This window comes from Candidatus Neomarinimicrobiota bacterium (assembly GCA_022573815.1).
GTDB lineage: Bacteria > Fidelibacterota > SORT01 > SORT01 > SORT01 > JACZTG01.
Genome location: JACZTG010000003.1, coordinates 145,946 through 166,687 on the forward strand (window position 1 = coordinate 145,946; position 20,742 = coordinate 166,687).

Below are 20,742 nucleotides of genomic sequence, written 5' to 3' on the forward strand. Positions count from 1 at the left end.
ATGGATGATGATATATCAAAAGGGGAAGACTTAAATCCAGATAAGGGTTTCAATGAATTAGTCTTGGAATACGGACCACGGATTTACGGCACGGTAAGAGGTATGGTTGGAACTCATGAAACAGCAGACGATATAGTACAGGAGACATTTTTGAGGGCATACAGAAATTTCAAGAGTTTTAGAGGGGACGCTGAAATTGGCACCTGGCTGACAAGAATTGCGTTAAATCTTGTTTATAGCAAATCAAGGCGTAAAAAACTCTTTTCTACAACTTCCATAGAGGAATATGTCGATTCTATCGCAGCGGATAATCCATTACCGGAAGAAAATATAATAGAAAAAGAGAGAAGAATTTTCGTGGAAAGTGCGTTGGCGGAATTGCCGAATAAACAGAGAGCGGTATTCGTGCTAAGGATGTACGAGGATAAATCTTTTAATGAGATAGCCTTGATAATGGGCACAAGCGAGAGCGCATCACGAGCGAATTTTCATCAAGCGCTCAATAAACTGAAAAAATTAGCCTCAGAGAAGAAATAATTATGACGCATTCTCATTTTGATTCAAAGATAACCGAGTTCGTTTTAGGTGAGCTCGAAGGAAAAGAGTTGAACGAATTGCGTATTCATCTTGAAGGGTGTGAAGAGTGCGCTCTGAATATAGAATCACTTAAAGAAGTGCTGAATATTTATGGAACGGTTCCTTTTGATATGCCCTCCGATACATATTTCGCATCACTTGTTCCGCAAATCAGGACAAAATTAGAAGAAAGAAATAGTATATTCTCAGGATTTAATTTTTTCTTTTCTCCCCGATGGGCTGGAGCAGTCAGCGTAGTTATTGTCGCCGCCGTTTCAACTTTGCTTTTATTAAATATTCAGAACAGAGCTCACGAAGAAAATAATCAGATTGAAAATATTTATTATTCCGGAGCTCTTCATACGGAAATTATTACCATTGCGGCAATCAGCGAGACATTCAACTCGGAAGATTGGGATTTTCTTTCCGAAATAATTGACGATGAGATAGGGGAGTATAGAAATTTATTTGATTACGATTCGGAAGATTATAACTCTATTGATTTCCTCGGCGATGAAGAATGGGAAGAATTTTATGAAAAATTTAACAACCAACAGATACTTTAAAGGAACTCAGATGAAGAAACTGATACTGTTCAGCATATTACTAATTGTGCCGATTTCGTTGTTCGCACAGCCTCCCGGGAGTCAATTCGATAGGATGAGAAAACCGCCGAGGCGTCAGCAAATTGAAATGCTTCGCATATGGAAGATGACGGAAGAACTTGATCTTACCGAGCAACAGGCTGAGAAGTTTTTCCCAAAGCTGCGTAATGAAGATAAAAAGATAGAAGAGCTTGAACAGCAGAGACAAAAGATATTTCGCAATCTTCATGAGGACGTTAAAAAGGGTGAAATAGATGCGAAAGAGCTTGATAAAACGATTAATGATCTAACGGAAATCCAAACTGATATCATTCAGAAACACGCAAGATTCATTCGGGATATGGATGGGATTTTATCCACCGACCAACAAGCGAGATTAATAATATTCAGACACAGATTTAGAGAGCGAATGGTGGATATGATGCGGGATGTCCAGCGAAATCGAATGAACAAAGGCAAAATGAGACGAAGATAAGGAGAATAAAGATGAAAACTAAAATATCCACCATTGCACTCGCTCTGATAACAGTCACGGTGCTGCTAACTACGCCGGGTTTATCACAAAACCAACATGGAGACCACATTGATAAAATGAAAACGATGATGTCAATGCCTCCATATCCGCACTTGGAAGAATTAGGTCTTAGTGAGGAACAATTGAAAAAGATAAAAAATGTTCATTTTGAGTTAGAGAAAAATCAGATTGAAATTAAATCAAAGATTGAAATCAACGAACTCGAGCTGCGAAAAATGATGATGGATGACGCGTCGGAAAAAGAGATTAACAATCAAATCGATAAGATAGCCGATCAAAAGAGCAGAATGAGAAAACTTCACATTAGCAGCCATTTCAAAATTAAAAAATCGCTCACCGATGAACAATGGCAATCATTTAAAAAGAGTATGCACGGAAAAAGTTTTATGGGCAATATGCATGACAGAGGTCATATGAAGATGAAGCATAAACGGAAATAACAGACTAAATGAAACTTGACTTCAAACTAAAAGAAGACATAGGAAAACTCGTGGAAAGGGCGTTAAAGGAAGACATTGGAGATGGCGATCTCACCACCGAGCTGGTGCTCAGAGAGGAACAATTCGCCCAAACTTCCATAATAGCGAGGGAGGAAGGAACGCTTGCCGGAGTTGAGATTGCGAAAATGTCTTTTACTGAAGTGGATGATACTCTCCAAATAGAAACGCTTCTCGAGGACGGCGAGCATTTTAATCAAAATGCTACAATAATGAAAATCAAAGGTAACGGAAGCTCTATGCTCAAAGCAGAACGGGTGGCTCTGAATTTCCTCGGACGGCTCAGCGGAATAGCATCACTAACAGCTAACTTCGTTTCGAAAGTTGAAGGAACTGATTCTGTTATTTTGGATACTCGCAAGACTACACCCACATTAAGGAATATCGAAAAATACGCTGTCAGAGCGGGCGGCGGCAGTAACCACAGAATGGGACTTTACGATCAAATTCTTGTGAAAGAAAATCATGCGGTGTGGGCAGGAGGACTCAGAAAAGCGGTTAATAATGTAATTAGGTCAGTAGGCAAAGAGAGAGATTTTATTAAAATAATTGTAGAGGCGAGAAGTAAGGAAGATGTGAAAGAAGCAATGGTCAGGGGTGTTGATAGGATACTTCTTGATAATATGAGTCCCGATGAAGTGAAAGAAATCAGGGATGATCTACCAAAATCGTGGACTATTGAAGTATCAGGAGGTATAACCCTCGAAAATGTCCGTGCGTACGCAGATGCGGGAGCAGGGTACATTTCCGTGGGAATGCTGACACATTCAGCGAAATCCTCCGACTTTACGATGTTGATGAATACGAAATAGGATAAACAAAACAAGGAAAACGAGATGGAAAGATTAATGAAACAAGCGCTAAAATTGGCTTTGATTACAGGGATACTGTTTTCCCTTTCGGCCTGTTCGGATGATGAGTTATTGAACTCGAACTTTGATTTCGACACAGCCGAAGAGGCAATACTTGCCATAATCGCAGCTACAGACAGTTTAGAGCAGTACGATGGTCTGAATGACGGAGAAGCGGTGAATATCAGCTCTTCAACCGATGGAAGTTTACAGAAAACAGCCGGAGATACCATTCAACCTATACGAATTGGAAGACGAATCGACAGTAAAAGCTTTGAAAGAAGCGTGGAGGTCATTGGTGATTCAATCGCTATTGTGACGTCTGTAGGAACAATAACGGGCGATTTCATTATAGTTTACCGGTTGACTGATTCCTCATCAATTGATACGATTGCCAAGCCTTTTGAAATGGATATGACGAGGAAAATTAAATTACGGAGAGTCGGTGATGGTGAAATCCGGAGATTAAATTGGAGAATTACCGGAATTACTCCTGTTGTCGGGGGAACTGTCAACAGCACATTTGAATTCCAAAAATTCGCGATGATTTCACTAAGCGGAGACTCTCTGATCATCACGGATCCGCTCAATACGTTCTACTCATGGACTGACCTGCCTGAATTTGAGCCGGGTGACACAGTAAATGTATTTCTTTCACTCACTAACAGCAGCGTGTATAATAATGAATTGGTTTTGCTGCATCACAGCGCACGCAGTAGATTCGATAAGGGAAGAAGGCGCCTCCGCGATGATGGAATAGGAGTTGATGAAGTCGCTGACGATAATACGTACAGCAATTCATTTTTATCGAGATCCTCCCGGGGTAGAATGAGACACGGTTTTGTGGATGCCCTTGATTGGGGAACAGTATTCGATCTTGATGGACCCGTGAATATGAAAGTATGGGGTATGCCATATAACATAAGACCCAAAAACTGATAGCTTAAGTAGTTCCAAAACGCCGGAGCTCCGAATGGGGTTCCGGCGTTTTAATTCCACCATTACCAATTACAAAATATTTATTATCATTGCATTTTCAAAGGGATGAAGATAGATTTACGTTTGTTAAAATGGTAATTATTCTCCCATGATAAAGAACGTAATATTTGATTGCGACAGCACTATCACGCATGTGGAAGGAATCGATCTTCTTGCGGATATGAACAATGTTTGGGATGAAGTTTCTGCCATCACGAGAAGGTCAATGGATCATTCTTCCCTTACGGTTGATATCTTTGAGGAACGGCTCGACCTTGTGCAACCCACGCTTGAACAGGTGCAGGATTTGGGAGATTTGTATATAGCAAATCTATCGAGAGATGTGAAGGAAGTAATCGAGCTGCTTCAGGATGCAGGCAGAAATATCTTTATTGTCACAGGCGGACTTCAGCCTGCCGTAAATTATCTCGCAAGGTATCTCAACATTGACTATAAGAATGTTTACTCTGTTGAAGTGTATTTCAATCAGCAAGGTGAATACACAGGATTTGATAAATCTTCTCCTTTAGTAGCGAAACACGGCAAGCTTCACATTTCGGAGAAAATATCAGAAGAATTCGGAAAATCGGCTCTTATTGGCGACGGCAGCAATGATATGGAGGCGGCAGAGGCGTTAGAATTGTTTATCGGTTACGGGGGAGCGGTAAGAAGGGAAAAGGTAATGGAGTCGTCCGATATATATGTGGAATGTAACAGTTTCGCTCCACTGCTGAAAATACTGTTGGACGACGACGAATTAGAGTCGTACAAAAAAGGTGTCCACAAAGAATTGGTGGAGCGGGGAATCAATTTGTATTCTGATAGCGTTGTGAGGAAGTCCTGATGACCGAAGCGAAATTTTTTCTCCCCGGCCCTGTGTATGTCCGCGATGAAATCAAAGAAGCAATGACAGGTCCAACTATCGGGCACCGCTCAAAGGAGGCATCTGATTTATATAAAACGATAACATCGGGAATTGCCAAAATTCTCAATACAGACGGAAGGATTTATCTATCTTCCTCCACGGCAACGGGACTTATGGAAGCTGCGGTTCGGAATGTAATCCGTAAACGTTCCCTAAATTTAATTTGCGGGGCGTTCGGTAAACTTTGGTACGATATATGTATCAGCTGCGGGAAGGAAGCTGATGCCGTAGAAGTTGAATGGGGAGAAGCCATCAAACCGGAATTGGTGGCAGAAGCTCTCTCAACCGGCAAATACGATACCGTATGTCTTACGCATAATGAAACGTCCACCGGTGTTCTGAATCCTCTTGAAGAAATCGCTGAAGTCGTGAAAAAATTTGATGATGTGGCTTTGCTGGTCGATGCTGTTTCCTCAATGGCCGGCACGGAAATACGAGTGGATGATTGGGGATTGGATGTCTGTCTGGCAAGCGTGCAAAAAGCATGGGCGCTTCCTCCGGGATTTGCTGTGGCGGCAGTTTCTGACAGGGCTTTGGAACGTTCGAAAAACGCTGAAAATAAAGGTCACTATTTTGATTTTGAAGTATTTGAAAAATATCATCAACGTTCTCAAACATTATCTACTCCTTCGATTCCTCATATGTATGCCCTATCTAAACAGATAGACGATATTTTTGAAGAAGGATTGGAGAATCGATACAATAGGCATCGGAAGATGGCTGATTTGGTGACGGAATGGGCAAAGGCAAATTTTGATCTTTTTGGTGAAGAGAATTATCTTTCTCCGACAGTTACCTGTATCAGGAACAATGAGAAGAAAGATATCGCGTGGCTGATAGAATCCATGCGGGAAAAAGGATACACAATGGCAAACGGCTACGGTAAGCTGAAAGGAGAAACATTCCGTATTGCTCATATGGGAGACGTAATGCCCGAAGATGTGGAAAGGCTGTTAAATACATTGGATGAGGTATTAGGATAGAATAATGGCTTTCAAAGTGCTGATAACAGATCCGGTTTCCGAAGAAGGAATCAAATTGCTGAACGACTTGAAGGATATTGAAGTTGAAATGAAAACAGACCTTTCTCCGGCAGAATTAATAGAAGCGATAAAAGATGCCGATGCGCACATCATAAGGAGCGGTACCCGGATAACAGCGGATGTTATCGAAGCAGCGGAAAAACTTAAGGTAATTTGCAGAGCCGGTGTTGGAGTGGATAACATTGATATCGATGCCGCCACTAAAAAAGGTATCGTTGTGATGAACGTTCCGGGCGTTAATTCAAACGCAGCCGCAGAACTTACAATGGCTTTGATGTTAGCGCTTTCAAGGAATGTGGCATACGCTGACCGAAGTCTCAAGGAAGGCAGATGGGAACGTTCCTCTCTTGTTGGTCGGGAATTGAAAAATAAAAAATTAGGTCTTGTAGGATTTGGCAAAGTAGGTAAAGAAGTAGCTCTGCGCGCTAAGGCGTTTGAAATGGAAATTCAGATTTATGACCCTTATGTCTCGGATGAAATAATTTCAGCCAGCGGAGCAGTAGCCTCTAAACTGAATGATCTTTTAAAAGAGGTAGATTATCTCTCGCTGCATTTGCCGTTAAATGATGATACCAGAAATATAATCAATGCCGAGACCATAGCGTTGATGAAAGAGGGTATTATGATAATTAACTGCGCGCGAGGTGGCTTAATAGATGAGGATGCGCTTTCCCATGCTCTGAAATCCGGAAAAATCAAGGGAGCAGGTTTAGATGTATTTGAGAACGAACCGCCCGAAGGGAGCCCATTGCTGAAGGCTGATAATGTCATCTTAACGCCGCATCTCGGCGCTTCGACTGAAGAAGCGAAAGTTGGGGTCTCAATGGGAGCGTGTCGCCAGGTGGGAGAATTCTTGCTGCATAATAAGGCTGAGAACGCGTTAAACGTTCCGTTCGCCGGCGAAATAAGTCCTATGCTTGAGCCATTCATCGATCTTGCGTGGAAGATAGGCGTCCTGCAATCGCAGCTGACAGGCGGCGAAATCAGCAAAATGAAAATCACGTGTAATGGAGATATTAAGGAAGTTACGCCGATAGCGATGAGTGTGTTGATGGGTTTCATATCTTCATCATCAACAGACCCTATCAACAACGTTAACGCCCATTATATCGCGAAACAAAGAGGAATCAAAGTAACTGAAAGCTACGTGCATGACGGTATGAATTACAGAAATTTGATCAAGAGTAAGGTAAGCGGTCCGGGTGGAAATTTTGTTGTAAGTGGTACTGTATTCGCGGGGGAACATAAAAGAATAGTTCAAGTGAACGAATATCATATGGAAGTTAAGCCGGAAGGAATCATGCTCTTTATCAAGAGCGAAGATAAACCGGGAGTAATAGGTAAGATTGGTACCATACTCGGCAGAGAAAATCAAAATATCGCCGAGTTCAATCTCGGGCGAAGTGAAAAAAGCGGAGTTGCGCTGTCTCTTGTGAATTTGGATTCACCTCTCACGGAGGAAATATTACAATTATTAGCAGATGAAGAAGACATTATTGAAGTTGAGCAGGTAAAATTTTAAAATGACCGATAACGGCAATTGGGAAACGGTTATTGGGCTTGAAGTACACGCCCAGCTTTCCACAGAGACAAAAATATTTTGCGGTTGTAAAACAAAATTTGGAGCTCCTCCCAACAGTCAGGTATGTCCCGTGTGTCTTGGAATGCCGGGAGTCTTACCGGTATTTAATCAAGAGTGCTTAAACTATGCGATTAAAGTCGGCTTGGCAATGAATTGTAATATTGCCTCAAATTCTCGTTTTGCCAGAAAAAATTATTTCTATCCTGACCTGCCGAAAGGTTACCAGATATCCCAATTTGAAGAGCCGATTTGCGAAGGTGGAAAGATAAGCGTTGAAACTGATGACGGCGCGAAAACAATCGGTATTACGCGAATACATTTAGAAGAAGATGCGGGAAAATCACTGCACGATAAGAGCAAATCCGATACAAAGGTGGATTTGAACAGGTGCGGTGTTCCGCTTATAGAGATAGTATCCGAACCCGACATCAGAAGCCCGGAAGATGCGTATAAATATCTGGTAAAGTTGAAACAGATATTACGTTATCTTGACGTAAGCGATTGTAATATGGAAGAAGGCAGCTTAAGGTGCGACGCAAACGTATCCATTATGAAAAAAGGCTCAAAGGAGTTCGGGACGAAGACAGAGCTTAAGAATATGAACTCTTTTAGGGGTGTGGAAAAAGCTCTAAACGCCGAGATAAAAAGACAAATCGCTCTTGTTGAATCAGGTGGTGAAGTAATCCAATCCACAAATTTATGGAATGAAAAAACCGGCGAAATTGTTCCAATGCGATCTAAGGAGCAATCGGATGATTATCGTTACTTTCCCGAACCTGATCTTGTTCCGTTCACAATTGAAGAAAATTATATAGGAAATATCAGGAATGAATTACCCGAATTGCCGGAAGAACGGAACAAAAGGTTTATGAATGATTTCGGTTTGAGCGCTACTCATGCGGGCGCGCTCACAGCGTCCCGAAGAACGGCGGATTACTACGAAGAGTTAGCGGAGTTAAGTAATGATCCGAAAAATGCGGCTTCATGGGTGATGGGACACGTTAATCGAGTGTTAAACGAACAGGAAATCGAAATAGAAGAATTTTCAATTACTCCCAAGAGATTGGTTCAATTGATGGATAAAGTCTCGACAGGGGCTGTTTCAATAAGCGCGGCTCGCATAGTTTTTGATGAAATGGTATCAGACAGTTCGGAAGTAGATTCGCTTATAGAAAGACTCGGAGTCGAGCAGGTCAGCGATGATTCTGAAATTGATAAAATCGTGCAGGGTATCATCGATTCCAACCCGGACGAATCTGAACGTTACAAAAACGGCGAAACCAAATTGAAAGGTTGGTTTGTGGGGCAGGTAATGAAATCGTCAAAAGGGAAAGCCAATCCGCAGATGGTAAACGAGGCGCTTGACAGGCTACTTGAAATCGAAAGTTGAACCCTCGATTTAAAAATCTTGTCTGCTCAAAATGCAGCAGAGAATATCCGATAGACAAACCGCTGAATTTATGCAGCTGCGGCGGACCGCTGCTGGTACCGTTGCAGACGGATGCGCCTAATGGGAATATTGAAGATATTATTTCTGAAGATGATAGTTTGTGGCGTTACAGGAATTTTCTGCCGTTGGAAGAGAGCGCAAATATTGTCTCCTTAGGCGAGGGTTTTACACCTCTATTTCGCGCAGACGAACTTGGAACCGCTTTAGGGATGGGCGAACTTTACCTGAAGGATGAGGGAGTGAACCCTACAGGCAGTTTCAAAGATCGTGGAATGACGGTGGCTATCACACGGGCAAAAGAATTGGGTATATCAAAAGTTTCACTCCCTTCTGCGGGAAACGCCGGAGTATCCGCCGCGGCTTACGCAAAAGAAGCGGGGATGGAATGCAGAGTTTTTATTCCTGAGGATACTCCCTCGAGTTTTGCGGAAGCCACTCAAAATTTCGGTGCACAACTAACGATGATAAAGGGAACGATAGCTGATGCAGGCAAGGCGATGAAAGAGGAATTGGACGAAAGCTGGTTTGATTTATCCACTTTGAAAGAGCCTTATCGGATTGAAGGTAAAAAGACGATGGGTTATGAATTGGCGGAGCAGATGGATTGGAGCCTTCCTGACGTCATTGTATATCCCACAGGCGGGGGAACAGGATTAATAGGGATGTGGAAAGCGTTCGAAGAATTGGAACAGCTGGGATGGATAGATAGCTTTAGACCGAAGATGGTTTCTGTACAAAGCGAAGGCTGCGCGCCAATCGTGAAAGCGTTTGAAGAAGGAAAGGAATATGCTGATCGGTGGGTGAATGCAGAAACAAAAGCGTATGGATTACGCGTACCCTCTGCGGTGGGTGATTTTCTTATTCTCAAGGCGATTAGAGAAAGTGATGGAATTGCGGTGAGTGTGAGTGAAGAGCAAATTAATGAGGGTGTGGGTTATATTAAGGAACATACGGAACTGAATCCCGCTCCTGAGGGAGGCGCTGCTCTCATTGCAGTGAAGAAACTCAAGAATAACGGTTATTTTAGCGGTGATGAAAAAGTTTTGGTGTTTATTACAGGAAATGGCGAGAAATATGAGAGTTGAACCTGATGAATTATAAAGGCGGTGGCTGATGAAAAGACCATTATGGGAAGACATTCTGAAATTTCACAAGAACCGGATTTCGCTCGGAATTATATTGGTGATATTAGGAGCATTTGGATTACTTATTCCCATTCTTCCCGGACTGCTTGTAATTCTTCTTGGGCTTGCCCTGCTTGCGCCCGAACGGTTTGGGTCAGTGCTTGATTGGATGAGGAATAAACCTGAAGAAGGCGACAAAGAAAATTGATTAGCAGGAGTTAAATTTTCAATGAAATTTAAAATTGGTAAAACGCTCCAGCTTATCGGACTTTTACAAGTATTATTCGGATTATATCACGGGATAGTGGAAAAGTCGGAAATAAATGAGCTGATAGCCCTGTTGATAGGAGCCGCAATTTTCGGAATTGGTACATTTATTCTTCGGAAGGCAAACTGAGTATTGCTTTTCGCCTCTTAATTTTTAAATTCTATTAGACAATATTACGGAGGATATATCTCATGGGGAATCTTTTCGATGAGGTTAAGAAAAACTTAAAAGAATGGGGCAGTTTAGCGGCGGAAAAAGCCGAAGAATTGACTAAAGTCGGCAGACTGAAAATTGATATATTAAGTCTAAACAGGGAAATCGAGAAAAATTTTGTAGAGCTCGGCGGAAAAGTTTATGAGCTGATATATAAATTTGATCAAGGTAGAATAAAGAGCAATGACGAAGTAAAGAGAATCATACAAAGATTAGCGTCTTTTGAGGAAACGAGGGAAGAAAAGATACAATCGGTGAAAGATCTTGGATCGGAAGATGATATAGACCTTGAGTCGATAAAAAAAGATTAAAACTGTTTCAGCAAATCATATTCTACTTATAAATCATTCCTAAACATTTAAACCCTTCTTTAGAAAGAAGGGTTTTTGTTAATTCAAAGGTCTAAAGCCGAATAAACTTGGAACTTACATTGCTCGGTTGCGTATTAAAATAAAGCCGGTTTAAATTGAATAATGTGTTGAGAGGCAAATTTGGAAGAGAGCTATACTTTAGACAGGTATTTTGACGAAATCAGCACTGAGGCACTCTTAACCCCCACCGAAGAAATAAATCTTGCTAAGCAAGTACGTAAGGGCAGTGAAGATGCCCTTGATCAAATGACACGCGCAAATTTGCGATTTGTCGTCAGCATTGCAAAACGTTATCAAAATCAGGGACTTTCTCTTGGGGACCTGATAAACGAAGGGAATCTCGGGCTAATAAAAGCCGCGAAACGGTTTGATGAGACGAGGGGGTTTAAATTCATTTCTTACGCTGTATGGTGGATCAGACAATCGATTTTACAGGCTTTGGCTGAACAATCGAGAGTGGTGAGACTACCATTGAACAGGGTAGGCGTTATGAATAAAGTGAATAAAACTCTTTCGGAACTGGAACAAAAATATGAGCGCGAACCAAGCCTTGATGAAGTAGCTGACGTTTTAGAGATGTCAAGCGAAGATGTTTCGGACACAATTCAAATGTCTTCACGACACTTATCCGTTGACGCTCCATTTGCAGGAGGAGACGATAACTCGCTGTTGGATGTACTTCCTGACACGGGAGATTATGTAGCGCCTGATTCACCTTTAATGGTAGAATCGCTGAAAATGGAAGTCGAAAGCGTATTGGGTTCTTTGTCCGCAAGAGAAGCGGAAGTGATTAGATTGTATTTTGGTCTGGTTAGTGAACGGTCTATGACGCTTGAAGAGATAGGTGAAAAATTTAATCTTACCCGTGAAAGAGTACGTCAAATAAAGGAAAAATCAATTCGAAAATTGAGACACGCCTCCAGAAGTAAAAATTTACGAACCTATCTTGGCTAAAATATCAGACTATAGGCTAAAAATTTTATTTTATTTTTTATAGAATATTCTTGACTATATATTTCTCTTGACTCTATTTTGTGCGGACTTGATGTTAGTTTGAAGTGATGGACATCACTTCATTAAATAGGACAACCCGTTAAATTAGTAACACAGGTGTGAAATAGGAGCTTGATGAGAGATAATCATTATCAGGTAGTAGTAATTAGTGACGAAAATGCAGAAATTCGCGAGATAAATACGTCTAAAATCAGGCTGCTTCTTGCGGGGGCATTGGTCATTTTTTCAATTATTATGATGGTCTATTTTACAGCGGATTATCTCACGGAAGTTTTTTATGGGAAAAGACTTTCCACTCTTCGCAATCAGAATAAACAATTAGTGACAAAAATAAATGATATCAACATGAGAATATCATTGCTTATAGACCAGTTGGTGACGGTTGAAAGGAAAGATCAGGCGATTAGAACCTATGCCGATTTACCGCTGATAGATGAAGATATTCGGGAAGTGGGTGTTGGTGGTGTCTTAAATCATGAAATTTCAAGCTTGAGTTATCTCCTACCCGCATCGGACGCTACTATTGCGGAATTAAACTTTGATCTGGACGCTATTGAGCGTGCGCTGAATCTCGAATTGGAAAGTCTCGACGAGGTTTACAATTCATTTAAAGCCCGAAAAGATATGTTGCAACATGTTCCTACTATACGTCCGCTTCTCAGGGGTTACATTACCAGCGGATTCGGTGAAAGAACTGACCCGTTCACAGGCAAGGCGCGCGATCATGCCGGAATTGATATCGTGACAAATATGGGCGAGCCGGTTTTCGCCACAGCAGACGGAGTCGTATCAGATTCGAGAACTGACAGCCCCTCGTATGGAATGACCATAAAGGTAGACCATGGTTATGGCTATCAAACAAGATATGCTCATCTTTCAAAAATTCTCGTACGCAAGCATCAAAAAGTTTATAGAGGTCAGAAAATAGGCGAAGTCGGATCCACAGGAAGATCCCAGGCGCCGCATCTTCACTATGAGGTGATAAAAAATGGCGTGAGAAAAGATCCCGCACAAAAATATTTTTATCTTTCAGAAAGAGATTTGAGCCGTCTTTAATATTTTCAATAACATTTCTTCTCTGATAAACCGCTTTTGAGCGGTTTTTTTTTGCGGTTTGACGGAAGATGGCATTTTGCTTGCGAATCGGAATATACGTATATAACTTATATAATTAAAACACATTGAAATGACGCTTTGAAGCAACAATATTATATAGAGACTTATGGATGCCAGATGAATGTGTACGATTCGGAATTGGTAGCCCGCATACTCGATGACAGCGATTACACGCCTGCTCAGTCACCGGATTCAGCGGATATTATCTTTATAAATACCTGCTCGGTTAGGGAAGGCGCCGAAACCCGGGTAATGAACAGACTTGATTACTTCAAAGGATTGAAGAATAGAAATCATTCGTTGGTCATCGCCATAATAGGTTGCATGGCGCAGAACCTTAAAGACAGCATTCTCGAAGAGAAACCGTTTGTGAATTTTGTACTCGGTCCTGATTCATATGGTAAACTGCCTGCTTTGTTGGAATCAGAAAAGCCTTGGGAAATAAAAGAAGTGCATACAGAGCTCTCTAAGTATGAAACGTACGATTATATCTATCCCCTTCGCAGCGAGGGAATAAACACTATGATAGCGATTATGCGCGGGTGTGACAAGATGTGCACATTTTGTATCGTACCGTTTACGCGGGGGAGGGAGCGGAGCAAATCAGCAGAATCTGTGGTGAACGAAGTCAGAGCAGCTTCAGCAGAAGGTTTTGAAGAAGTGACACTTTTAGGTCAAAACGTCAATTCTTATAACGATGGAATCGTAAATTTCCCTGAACTTTTAAGGCGGGTTTCAGCAGTTGAAGGCGTTAAAAGGATACGATTTACTTCTCCACATCCGCAAGACGCTACCGATGAATTGATTGAAGTAATGGCTGAACATGAAAATATTTGTAACCACATCCATCTCCCGCTTCAATCAGGATCAAATTCCGTGCTTGAGAGGATGAATCGAAATTATACAAGAGAGGAATTTATTGAACTTGCTGAAAAGTTCAGAGCGCGGATACCCGGAATTTCTATAACGACGGATATAATTGTCGGGTTTTGCGGAGAGACTGACCGGGACTTTCTTGATACGCTTGATGTGGTGGAACGAATCGGTTTCGACAGCGCTTTCACATTCAAATATTCTGAAAGACCGTTTACTGCCGCCTATAAAAAAATAGGGGACGATGTTCCTGAAGAACTGAAAGGTCGGCGGCTTACCCGGCTTATCGAGGTACAAAAAACTAATACACTTCGGCGAAATAAAGAATTAGTCGGGAAGACTCTTGAAGTGTTAATTGAAAAAGAAAGTAAGAAATCAAAGGTTCATTATATCGGTAGAACAGACTCAAACCGGTTGGTTGTATTACCGAAAAACGGTAAAAAGCCCGGTGATTTCCTTGATGCTTTAATAACAGACGCCGCGGGGATTACTCTATTTGGAGAACCTGTAGCCTGAGAGATTAGATGGAGGTGGAATGCGTTTAATAGCACTTTTTTTTATAGTTATTATAGTTCTGTTGATTATGTGGTTTATGACGCAGAATGCTGACCAGGTCATAGAAGAATTGGAGATATTCCAATATTCTTATTATAATATTTACCTTGTTAACGTCTTATTCGGGACATTCGCATTCGGTATTATGATGGGTTTTCTGATTCCGGTATTCCAATATCTCCATGCGAAGAGCGAAGTCAGAAAAATCAGCAAAGAGCTTAAAAAACTTCGTTCAGAACTGAATGACCTTAGAAACGTCGGGATAGAAGGAGATTTAGAGGATGGAATTACATACGAAGAGGAAGATGAGGATTCCGAGGATTCTCCCGACGATGACAAAGCCGAATAGTGCCTGAATCAAGCTACATTTTTCAGATTCTGATTCCCGTAATAGTAGGTGTCATACTGCTATTCCTTTGGATATGGGTAGGGAGACGAAAAAGTCTGAAGAAAAGCTATTTTTCGCCCTATACAGAGGCTCTGAGCGCTCTGATTGACGGCGATAAGATAAAAGCTATGAATAATCTTCGCGAAGTCGTCAAAGTGGATACGGATAATCTCGACGCATACCTTAAATTGGGAGATATATACCGGGAATACGGTAAGTATCCCCAAGCGCTGCGTGTTCATCAATCGTTGACTATAAGAAAAGAGCTTTCGAATTATCAGAAATTGAGTATGTGGAAAAGTCTGTTGCTTGATTATCGAATGATGAAAGATTGGGATAACGCAATTATTCAGGTTGAAAATATATTGGAACTGGATAAGAATAGTCAGTGGGCGAGAAAAGAACTTCTCGAGATTTATAAAAGAAAGGGGGATTGGGATGGCGCTGTAGATGCGGCGAAAAGGCTTCAAAAACAAAAGAAGCAGAAAGACACGGAAACATTGGCGCTCTATCAGGTGCAGCAGGGGTTAGAACAGAGGGAAAAAGGAGAGGAACGCGAAGCGAGAATCAGATTTAAGAAGGCTCTGAAAACAAGTAGCGAATGCGCGGCTGCTCACTATTTTATAGGAGTATCTTATCTGAAAGAGAAACGCGAAAAAGAAGCGGTGGAAGCGTGGCGTAAGTTCGTTCAAACAGACCCGAAACACGCCTATTTAGTTTTTGATAAACTTGAAGAAGTGCTGTATGATCTCGGAAATTTCGAAGAAAGTCAAAAGATTTACGAAGAAATATTAGACCTGGACAGCGGGAACGTGAGCGCGATGGCGGCTCTATCGGACCTATACGAGCGAAGAGGCGACACTAAAGAAGGAATAAACATCCTGCGGAAAGCGGTTGAATCAGATAAAACGTCCCTCAGGACAAGAGCATACCTTATTCAGATGCTGTTAGGAAACGAAGTCAGCAAGGAAGTAAAAGAGAATTTGAAATCTTTAATAAGTTTAACGAGACGACCGAGAAAATTCGACTGCCGCATATGCGGATTCCACAGCGATAAACCACTCTGGATTTGTCCGGATTGCCTGAATGAGAAAACTTTTCTTGATTAATATAAAGTGGAGGACGAACATCCTCCTTTTGTTGGTTTTCACATTCATAGCGGTTCCCAATGTTTTCAGCCAATCGAATATCGCCGAGCTTGTGCGAGACGGTGACTTTGATGAGGCTCGAAAATTACTTCCTTCCATACTGAAGGCAAATCCTGATGATGCTTCTACTCTTTATTATCAGGGCTTATTAGAGAAAAACGGTGATAAGTCTTTGGAATATTTTGAAATGCTGCTCGAGAAACATCCTAAAAGCGATTATGCCGATGATGCGCTAATGCAGATAGGCGAATATCAATACGCGCGCGGGCTTTATGTCAGCGCGGAGCGGACACTGTTGCTGATTCCGCGTCAATACCCCGATTCGGAACATGTCAGGAGAGCAATAAATCTTCTTATGCAGTCAATGCTCGTGACAGGGAAAAGCGATACGGCGCGGATGTATCTAAAGATATTTGAAAAGAGATGGGGAGATTTAGCTGTTGATGTGGAATTTCCGCCGGTAGTTAGTAGCACAACTGAGAAAAAATCGAAAAAAGACAGAAAGAAAACTCTGTTCACTATCCAAATCGGGGCTTTTGGTTCAAAAGATAATGCCAAAAAACAGAGAGAAGTATTCCGCGGAAGAGGATACGATGTGAAACTCGGAAATAAGAAAGTCGCCGGGAATACTCTGCATCTTGTATGGGTCGGTAAATATTTCAGTTACGATGAAGCGTTAGATGCCGCGCGTACATTAAAAGCGAAATTCGGTGTGAACTACGGCATAGTCGACAAGAGTAAAATCAAATAATATTTGGGAGTGGTTGTGACCCTGGTGGGCGCCGCGGACTTCAAACCCGCTGGGACGAAGAAATTCGTCCGCTGAGTTCGATTCTCAGACATTCCCGCTAGGCCCTATAAGCATTACCTATAGGGCATTTCACGAGATTTTAGGTAGTCAATTATAGCGATTCCCGTTTTCACCTATTGTTTACCATTTGGTCTCTATTTGTTCTCATTAGTCTGTGTTTTGGCAATTATATGGCAACGATTTTTCAGTTTAAAATTGATCTGACACCCGACGGCCTATGGTCGGCTCTTTTTTAAGTAGTCATATATTAGTGTAGACTAAATAGTCGTACATAAGTATCTTTTTTACCCATGTCTGAAATAAACTCATTTTTAAAACAAAACTTTCCTCCACCTGGTGGATTTGAAAGATTTTCACCTCATGAAATGCACGGCTTGATATATACCCCTTTTGATGAAGCACAATCTCCACAGAGATTAAATAAAGATTTAAACGCCAGTCAACTTGATCAAATAAAGATATTCTCTGATATCATGATGTTCACACGAATGCTCGAAGAACGTCAACCACTGAAACTCACACAAAAAGGGAACCTACCGAAAAAGTTCTGTGTGGATCTGTATGACTCCGGTATAAAGGATGAGGACTTGATAGCATTGAAAGGGCATCCGATTAACAGGGAAGCAGATTCGCCGTACATATTCATCATCAAGCTCCTCACGAGAAACCTTGGACTGACAAAAAAGCGATATAGCCGGTTGTCACTTACACAAAAAGGAGAGAAAACGCTTACGGATCCCATTTCGGTTAGCTTGTTCTGTGACCTGTTCGTCCTGTATACGCAAAAGTACAATTGGGCTTACCAGGACGGTTACCCGGAATCATGGATAATACAAGCTGGGTTTGGATTTTCGATTTTCCTCGTTCAAATGTATGGAAGCAAATCTAGGTCCACCGATTTTTATTCAGATAAATTTCTTAATGCTTTTCCCAAAGCATTAAATGATTTCAAGGAAACAGAATATCAAACTGGAAAGAGGGCGTATCAGAATGCATATTCACTTAGGACCTTCAGCCGGTTTTTGAAGAGGTTCAACCTTATTAAAATGTCCGATAAGCAGACGATCAGAAAACGACCCTTAATTGATCAACTTGTGGGGTGGAAAAACTGAAGCGCGAGAAGTATTAAAAGGGCTGGCAGTTGCAGATACAGTCTCCTAGGGCGATGTTTCCCAACTAAGTATCGACCATGATATTCCTATTGACTGATGGCAGTGACTTAGAGTATCTTCCAAATATCAAGTTACTAACTTAGAAAACGGATCATAGAGTTACAGCTGGTTAGATTAGTTAATTAGTTCAAGAAGGTGCAATGACAAATTTCAAGAACCGTATTATTCGTGCTGCAATGCTGGATGTCAACCTGTATGAAGAAGTCGAGGCGGATAAGGGTGCAATGCGCCAAGCCATGGGGGTTGTTGTTCTTTCCAGTATCGCAGCGGGATTGGGAAGCATTGAAAGAGGAGGGTTTGGCGGGATCTTGACGGGGACTGTTGTAGCCCTCATCGGATGGTATGTCTGGGCCTATCTAACTTACTTTATTGGCACAAGAGTCCTTCCCGAGCCACAGACCAAAGCAGACCACGGTGAGTTGTTGCGAACAATCGGCTTTTCTAGTTCCCCTGGGTTGATCCGAGTATTTGCTATTATCCCGGGGTTGACAGGGGTTGTTTTTCTATTCGCCGCAATTTGGATGTTGGTGGCAATGGTTATCGCGGTAAGGCAAGCTCTTGACTACCAGAGCACACTCCGCGCTGTTGGGGTCTGCCTGATCGGCTGGTTCATTCAATCGTTAATCCTTTTGTTAATGTTTTCAATTCTTTGAGGTACAGGAGAGCCAGTCTAATGGATTTTCCTGTGGCCCCCTAAACATCGGATAGCACGTAGAAAAGAGAGTGATACTCAGTTAGCGTTCTCACCTGTTTCTTTATTCTAGGGCACTCTCCAATCTTAGCGAGCCAGAACATTGTCCGGGGGCAATTCCAAGCGAGCACCTAAGCCATTAGAAATTAGGCGTTTAGAGTTTTTGCCTTTGAGCTGATTAGGCTGAAAACAGCCTGTAATCTTCTCTGCAGTTATTCTTCTTCGGGCATCGGAAGCGGCAAGCTACTGTTCCAGATGTCCACGTCAAGCTTCCAGGTACCGTTTCCACGTTTCCATATCCACACGAATTTGCCACTATCATTGATAGCCTCACCCTCTTCGGGTTGTATGGTGAGCGAATACTTGCCGACCTCGTGTGCCATATCTCCATTCACATGAAGATCTATCATTGTGAGTTGTAAATCACCTACACCAGCGTCGAAGATAACTTGAAAATAAGCTTGTATACTCTCCCTCCCGACAATCATTTGGCTGTTTGGTGGAAGACGTTTTGCCTCTTCTGTGTAAAGTGCGGCCATAGATGCTGCATCACCCTGGTTGAAAGCATTGGTGCCCTGCTTATTGATAGCTTTGATAGCTTGACGGTCCTCAGCGGTAGTATCTGGGGGTGGTGCCGTGGTACAACTTACCAGAATTGGCATGGCAAGCGTCAGAACGAGTAAAGAAAGAAATGGGTGGTTATGTATCATAGTTTCACTCCCGTTAGTTTGATTAAATACGTATCCAAGAATAACTCATTGTCCATGGGAATGCAAGCGAAATGCTAACTCCCAGTGGCCTGGATATTAGGGCTGGCAGTCGATGAATGTCGTCCTTTCTCTAATAGAATTACTTGCTATCTGATGAATTATTGTTATATTTTAAATAATACCTAAGTTGTAGTCTACATTCATAAACATGAATAGCCGGTGTGATGAAATAGGCTAACCTCGGAGGACTGTATGAAGAAAACAGTCTGTCACTTATTAATTCGGCTGCAATTCAGAGAAGTCCTCTGGCTCTGCAAGAAGTTCCCCGCTGAAACCTCATTTATAGGAGGACACTATGTTTTATAAGACACTACTACTAACCCATATGTGGCAGTCAGGACTTGTTCCAAAGGAATCTCTTCGAGGTCCTGACGCCGGAAGAACGTGTCGTGCTGTCAGGGCAAGACCCTAACCAGCACTTAACGCGGTCAGGATAAATCCTGACTCGCCTGCCCGACATAGGTCAGGCGGGCACAAAATCTAACAATGGGAGTATAAAATGCTTAAAAAGACACTACTACTAACCTTAACGATTTGTGCGGCGGCTTCGCTGTCTATTTCCCAGCCGGCTTACGCGCAAATCAGTGAATTCAAAATAACGGCTGCCGATGGGGCAGAACGTGACAATTTTGGAGGTTCAGTCTCCATCTCCGGCGATTATGCCGTCTTGGGAGCTCCTTTTGATGATGATAATGGTCTTTCTTCAGGTTCGGCTTACGTGTTTAAGCGATCAGGCACAAGTTGGGTAGAAGAAGCTAAAATAACGGCTTCCGATGGTGCACCAGATGATCAGTTTGGAGGTTCAGTCTCCATCTCCGGCGACAGCGTAGCCGTCGTGGGAGCTTGGAGTGATGATGATAAGGGAAGTAAGTCAGGTTCGGCTTACGTGTTCAAACGCGCCGGCACGAGCTGGGCGCAGGAAGCGAAACTGCTTCCTTCCGATGGAGCGGCAGATGATCATTTTGGATTTTTAGTCTCCATATCCGGCGACTACGCCGTCGTGGGAGCTTCGAGCAATGATGATAATGGACCTGAATCAGGTTCGGCTTATGTCTTCAAACGCACCGGCACGAGCTGGGCGCAGGAAGCGAAACTGCTTCCTTCCGATGGAGCGGCAGAAGATCATTTTGGGGCTTCAGTCTCCATCTCCGGCGGCTACGTCGTCGTGGGAGCTTGGTTGGCTGAT

The 20,742-nt window shown here is 42.3% G+C and carries 24 protein-coding genes and 1 tRNA gene; 24 read left to right on the top strand and 1 reads right to left on the bottom strand.

Translation table 11 applies throughout. The annotated features are described in order from the left end of the window. The 23 genes from IIB39_02280 to IIB39_02390 all read left to right on the top strand — a co-directional run bounded on the left by IIB39_02280 (position 1) and on the right by IIB39_02390 (position 18,748). A complete protein-coding gene (locus IIB39_02280) occupies positions 1-537 on the top strand; it encodes an RNA polymerase sigma factor (GenBank protein MCH8927526.1) in 537 nt (178 codons plus the stop codon). A 2-nt stretch (positions 538-539) separates the two neighbouring features. Beyond that, on the top strand, positions 540-1,142 hold the full coding sequence (locus IIB39_02285; GenBank protein ID MCH8927527.1) for a zf-HC2 domain-containing protein: 603 nt from the start codon (positions 540-542) through the stop codon (positions 1,140-1,142). Positions 1,143-1,152: 10 nt separating this feature from the next. Then, positions 1,153-1,656: a hypothetical protein gene (locus tag IIB39_02290; GenBank protein MCH8927528.1), complete on the top strand. Its 504-nt coding sequence runs from the start codon at positions 1,153-1,155 to the stop codon at positions 1,654-1,656. Between the two features lie 11 nt (positions 1,657-1,667). Then, a complete protein-coding gene (locus tag IIB39_02295) occupies positions 1,668-2,156 on the top strand; it encodes a hypothetical protein (GenBank protein ID MCH8927529.1) in 489 nt (162 codons plus the stop codon). Positions 2,157-2,164: 8 nt separating this feature from the next. Further along, on the top strand, positions 2,165-3,025 hold the full coding sequence (nadC, locus tag IIB39_02300) for a carboxylating nicotinate-nucleotide diphosphorylase (GenBank protein ID MCH8927530.1): 861 nt from the start codon (positions 2,165-2,167) through the stop codon (positions 3,023-3,025). Between the two features lie 24 nt (positions 3,026-3,049). Continuing rightward, the gene (locus tag IIB39_02305; GenBank protein ID MCH8927531.1) at positions 3,050-4,003 is read left to right on the top strand and encodes a hypothetical protein; all 954 of its coding nucleotides are present in this window, start codon (positions 3,050-3,052) and stop codon (positions 4,001-4,003) included. Between the two features lie 148 nt (positions 4,004-4,151). Further along, positions 4,152-4,886, top strand: a complete 735-nt coding sequence (locus tag IIB39_02310; protein ID MCH8927532.1) for an HAD-IB family phosphatase — start codon at positions 4,152-4,154, stop codon at positions 4,884-4,886. Continuing rightward, on the top strand, positions 4,886-5,950 hold the full coding sequence (locus IIB39_02315; GenBank protein MCH8927533.1) for an alanine--glyoxylate aminotransferase family protein: 1,065 nt from the start codon (positions 4,886-4,888) through the stop codon (positions 5,948-5,950). The genes IIB39_02310 and IIB39_02315 overlap by 1 nt, the downstream gene beginning before the upstream one ends. Before the next feature lie 4 nt (positions 5,951-5,954). Next, positions 5,955-7,532 carry a phosphoglycerate dehydrogenase gene (locus tag IIB39_02320; GenBank protein MCH8927534.1) on the top strand — a complete coding sequence of 526 codons (1,578 nt, stop codon included), beginning with the start codon at positions 5,955-5,957 and terminating at the stop codon, positions 7,530-7,532. Between the two features lies 1 nt (position 7,533). Further along, entirely contained in the window at positions 7,534-8,982 is a 1,449-nt protein-coding gene (gatB, locus tag IIB39_02325; protein MCH8927535.1) for an Asp-tRNA(Asn)/Glu-tRNA(Gln) amidotransferase subunit GatB, read from the top strand. Next, positions 8,979-10,127 carry a threonine synthase gene (locus IIB39_02330; GenBank protein MCH8927536.1) on the top strand — a complete coding sequence of 383 codons (1,149 nt, stop codon included), beginning with the start codon at positions 8,979-8,981 and terminating at the stop codon, positions 10,125-10,127. The genes gatB and IIB39_02330 overlap by 4 nt, the downstream gene beginning before the upstream one ends. Before the next feature lie 28 nt (positions 10,128-10,155). Further along, entirely contained in the window at positions 10,156-10,374 is a 219-nt protein-coding gene (locus IIB39_02335) for a hypothetical protein (protein ID MCH8927537.1), read from the top strand. 21 nt (positions 10,375-10,395) lie between these two features. After that, positions 10,396-10,563 (top strand): hypothetical protein, encoded by a 168-nt coding sequence (locus IIB39_02340; protein MCH8927538.1) that lies wholly within the window; start codon positions 10,396-10,398, stop codon positions 10,561-10,563. Between the two features lie 62 nt (positions 10,564-10,625). Beyond that, on the top strand, positions 10,626-10,958 hold the full coding sequence (locus IIB39_02345; protein MCH8927539.1) for a hypothetical protein: 333 nt from the start codon (positions 10,626-10,628) through the stop codon (positions 10,956-10,958). A 180-nt stretch (positions 10,959-11,138) separates the two neighbouring features. Beyond that, positions 11,139-11,972, top strand: a complete 834-nt coding sequence (locus IIB39_02350; GenBank protein ID MCH8927540.1) for a sigma-70 family RNA polymerase sigma factor — start codon at positions 11,139-11,141, stop codon at positions 11,970-11,972. 174 nt (positions 11,973-12,146) lie between these two features. Continuing rightward, the gene (locus tag IIB39_02355) at positions 12,147-13,088 is read left to right on the top strand and encodes a M23 family metallopeptidase (protein ID MCH8927541.1); all 942 of its coding nucleotides are present in this window, start codon (positions 12,147-12,149) and stop codon (positions 13,086-13,088) included. 177 nt (positions 13,089-13,265) lie between these two features. Next, a complete protein-coding gene (miaB, locus tag IIB39_02360) occupies positions 13,266-14,537 on the top strand; it encodes a tRNA (N6-isopentenyl adenosine(37)-C2)-methylthiotransferase MiaB (protein MCH8927542.1) in 1,272 nt (423 codons plus the stop codon). A gap of 19 nt (positions 14,538-14,556) precedes the next feature. Then, positions 14,557-14,925 (top strand): LapA family protein, encoded by a 369-nt coding sequence (locus IIB39_02365; protein ID MCH8927543.1) that lies wholly within the window; start codon positions 14,557-14,559, stop codon positions 14,923-14,925. Then, positions 14,925-16,073, top strand: a complete 1,149-nt coding sequence (locus IIB39_02370) for a tetratricopeptide repeat protein (GenBank protein ID MCH8927544.1) — start codon at positions 14,925-14,927, stop codon at positions 16,071-16,073. Before IIB39_02365 ends, IIB39_02370 begins: the two co-directional genes overlap by 1 nt. After that, on the top strand, positions 16,051-16,863 hold the full coding sequence (locus tag IIB39_02375) for an SPOR domain-containing protein (GenBank protein ID MCH8927545.1): 813 nt from the start codon (positions 16,051-16,053) through the stop codon (positions 16,861-16,863). Before IIB39_02370 ends, IIB39_02375 begins: the two co-directional genes overlap by 23 nt. A gap of 5 nt (positions 16,864-16,868) precedes the next feature. Next, positions 16,869-16,960: transfer RNA gene (locus IIB39_02380), tRNA-Sec, on the top strand. Between the two features lie 253 nt (positions 16,961-17,213). Continuing rightward, entirely contained in the window at positions 17,214-18,035 is an 822-nt protein-coding gene (locus IIB39_02385; GenBank protein ID MCH8927546.1) for a hypothetical protein, read from the top strand. Between the two features lie 200 nt (positions 18,036-18,235). Further along, positions 18,236-18,748, top strand: coding sequence for a YIP1 family protein (locus IIB39_02390; protein ID MCH8927547.1), 513 nt, complete (start codon positions 18,236-18,238; stop codon positions 18,746-18,748). Between the two features lie 250 nt (positions 18,749-18,998). On the opposite strand, the gene IIB39_02395 is transcribed toward IIB39_02390, so the two are convergent. Further along, entirely contained in the window at positions 18,999-19,496 is a 498-nt protein-coding gene (locus tag IIB39_02395; GenBank protein ID MCH8927548.1) for an SgcJ/EcaC family oxidoreductase, read from the bottom strand. A 559-nt stretch (positions 19,497-20,055) separates the two neighbouring features. Between IIB39_02395 and IIB39_02400 the strand changes: the two genes are divergently transcribed. Continuing rightward, positions 20,056-20,742 (top strand): FG-GAP repeat protein (locus IIB39_02400; protein MCH8927549.1); only part of this gene is annotated, 687 nt, incomplete at its 3' end.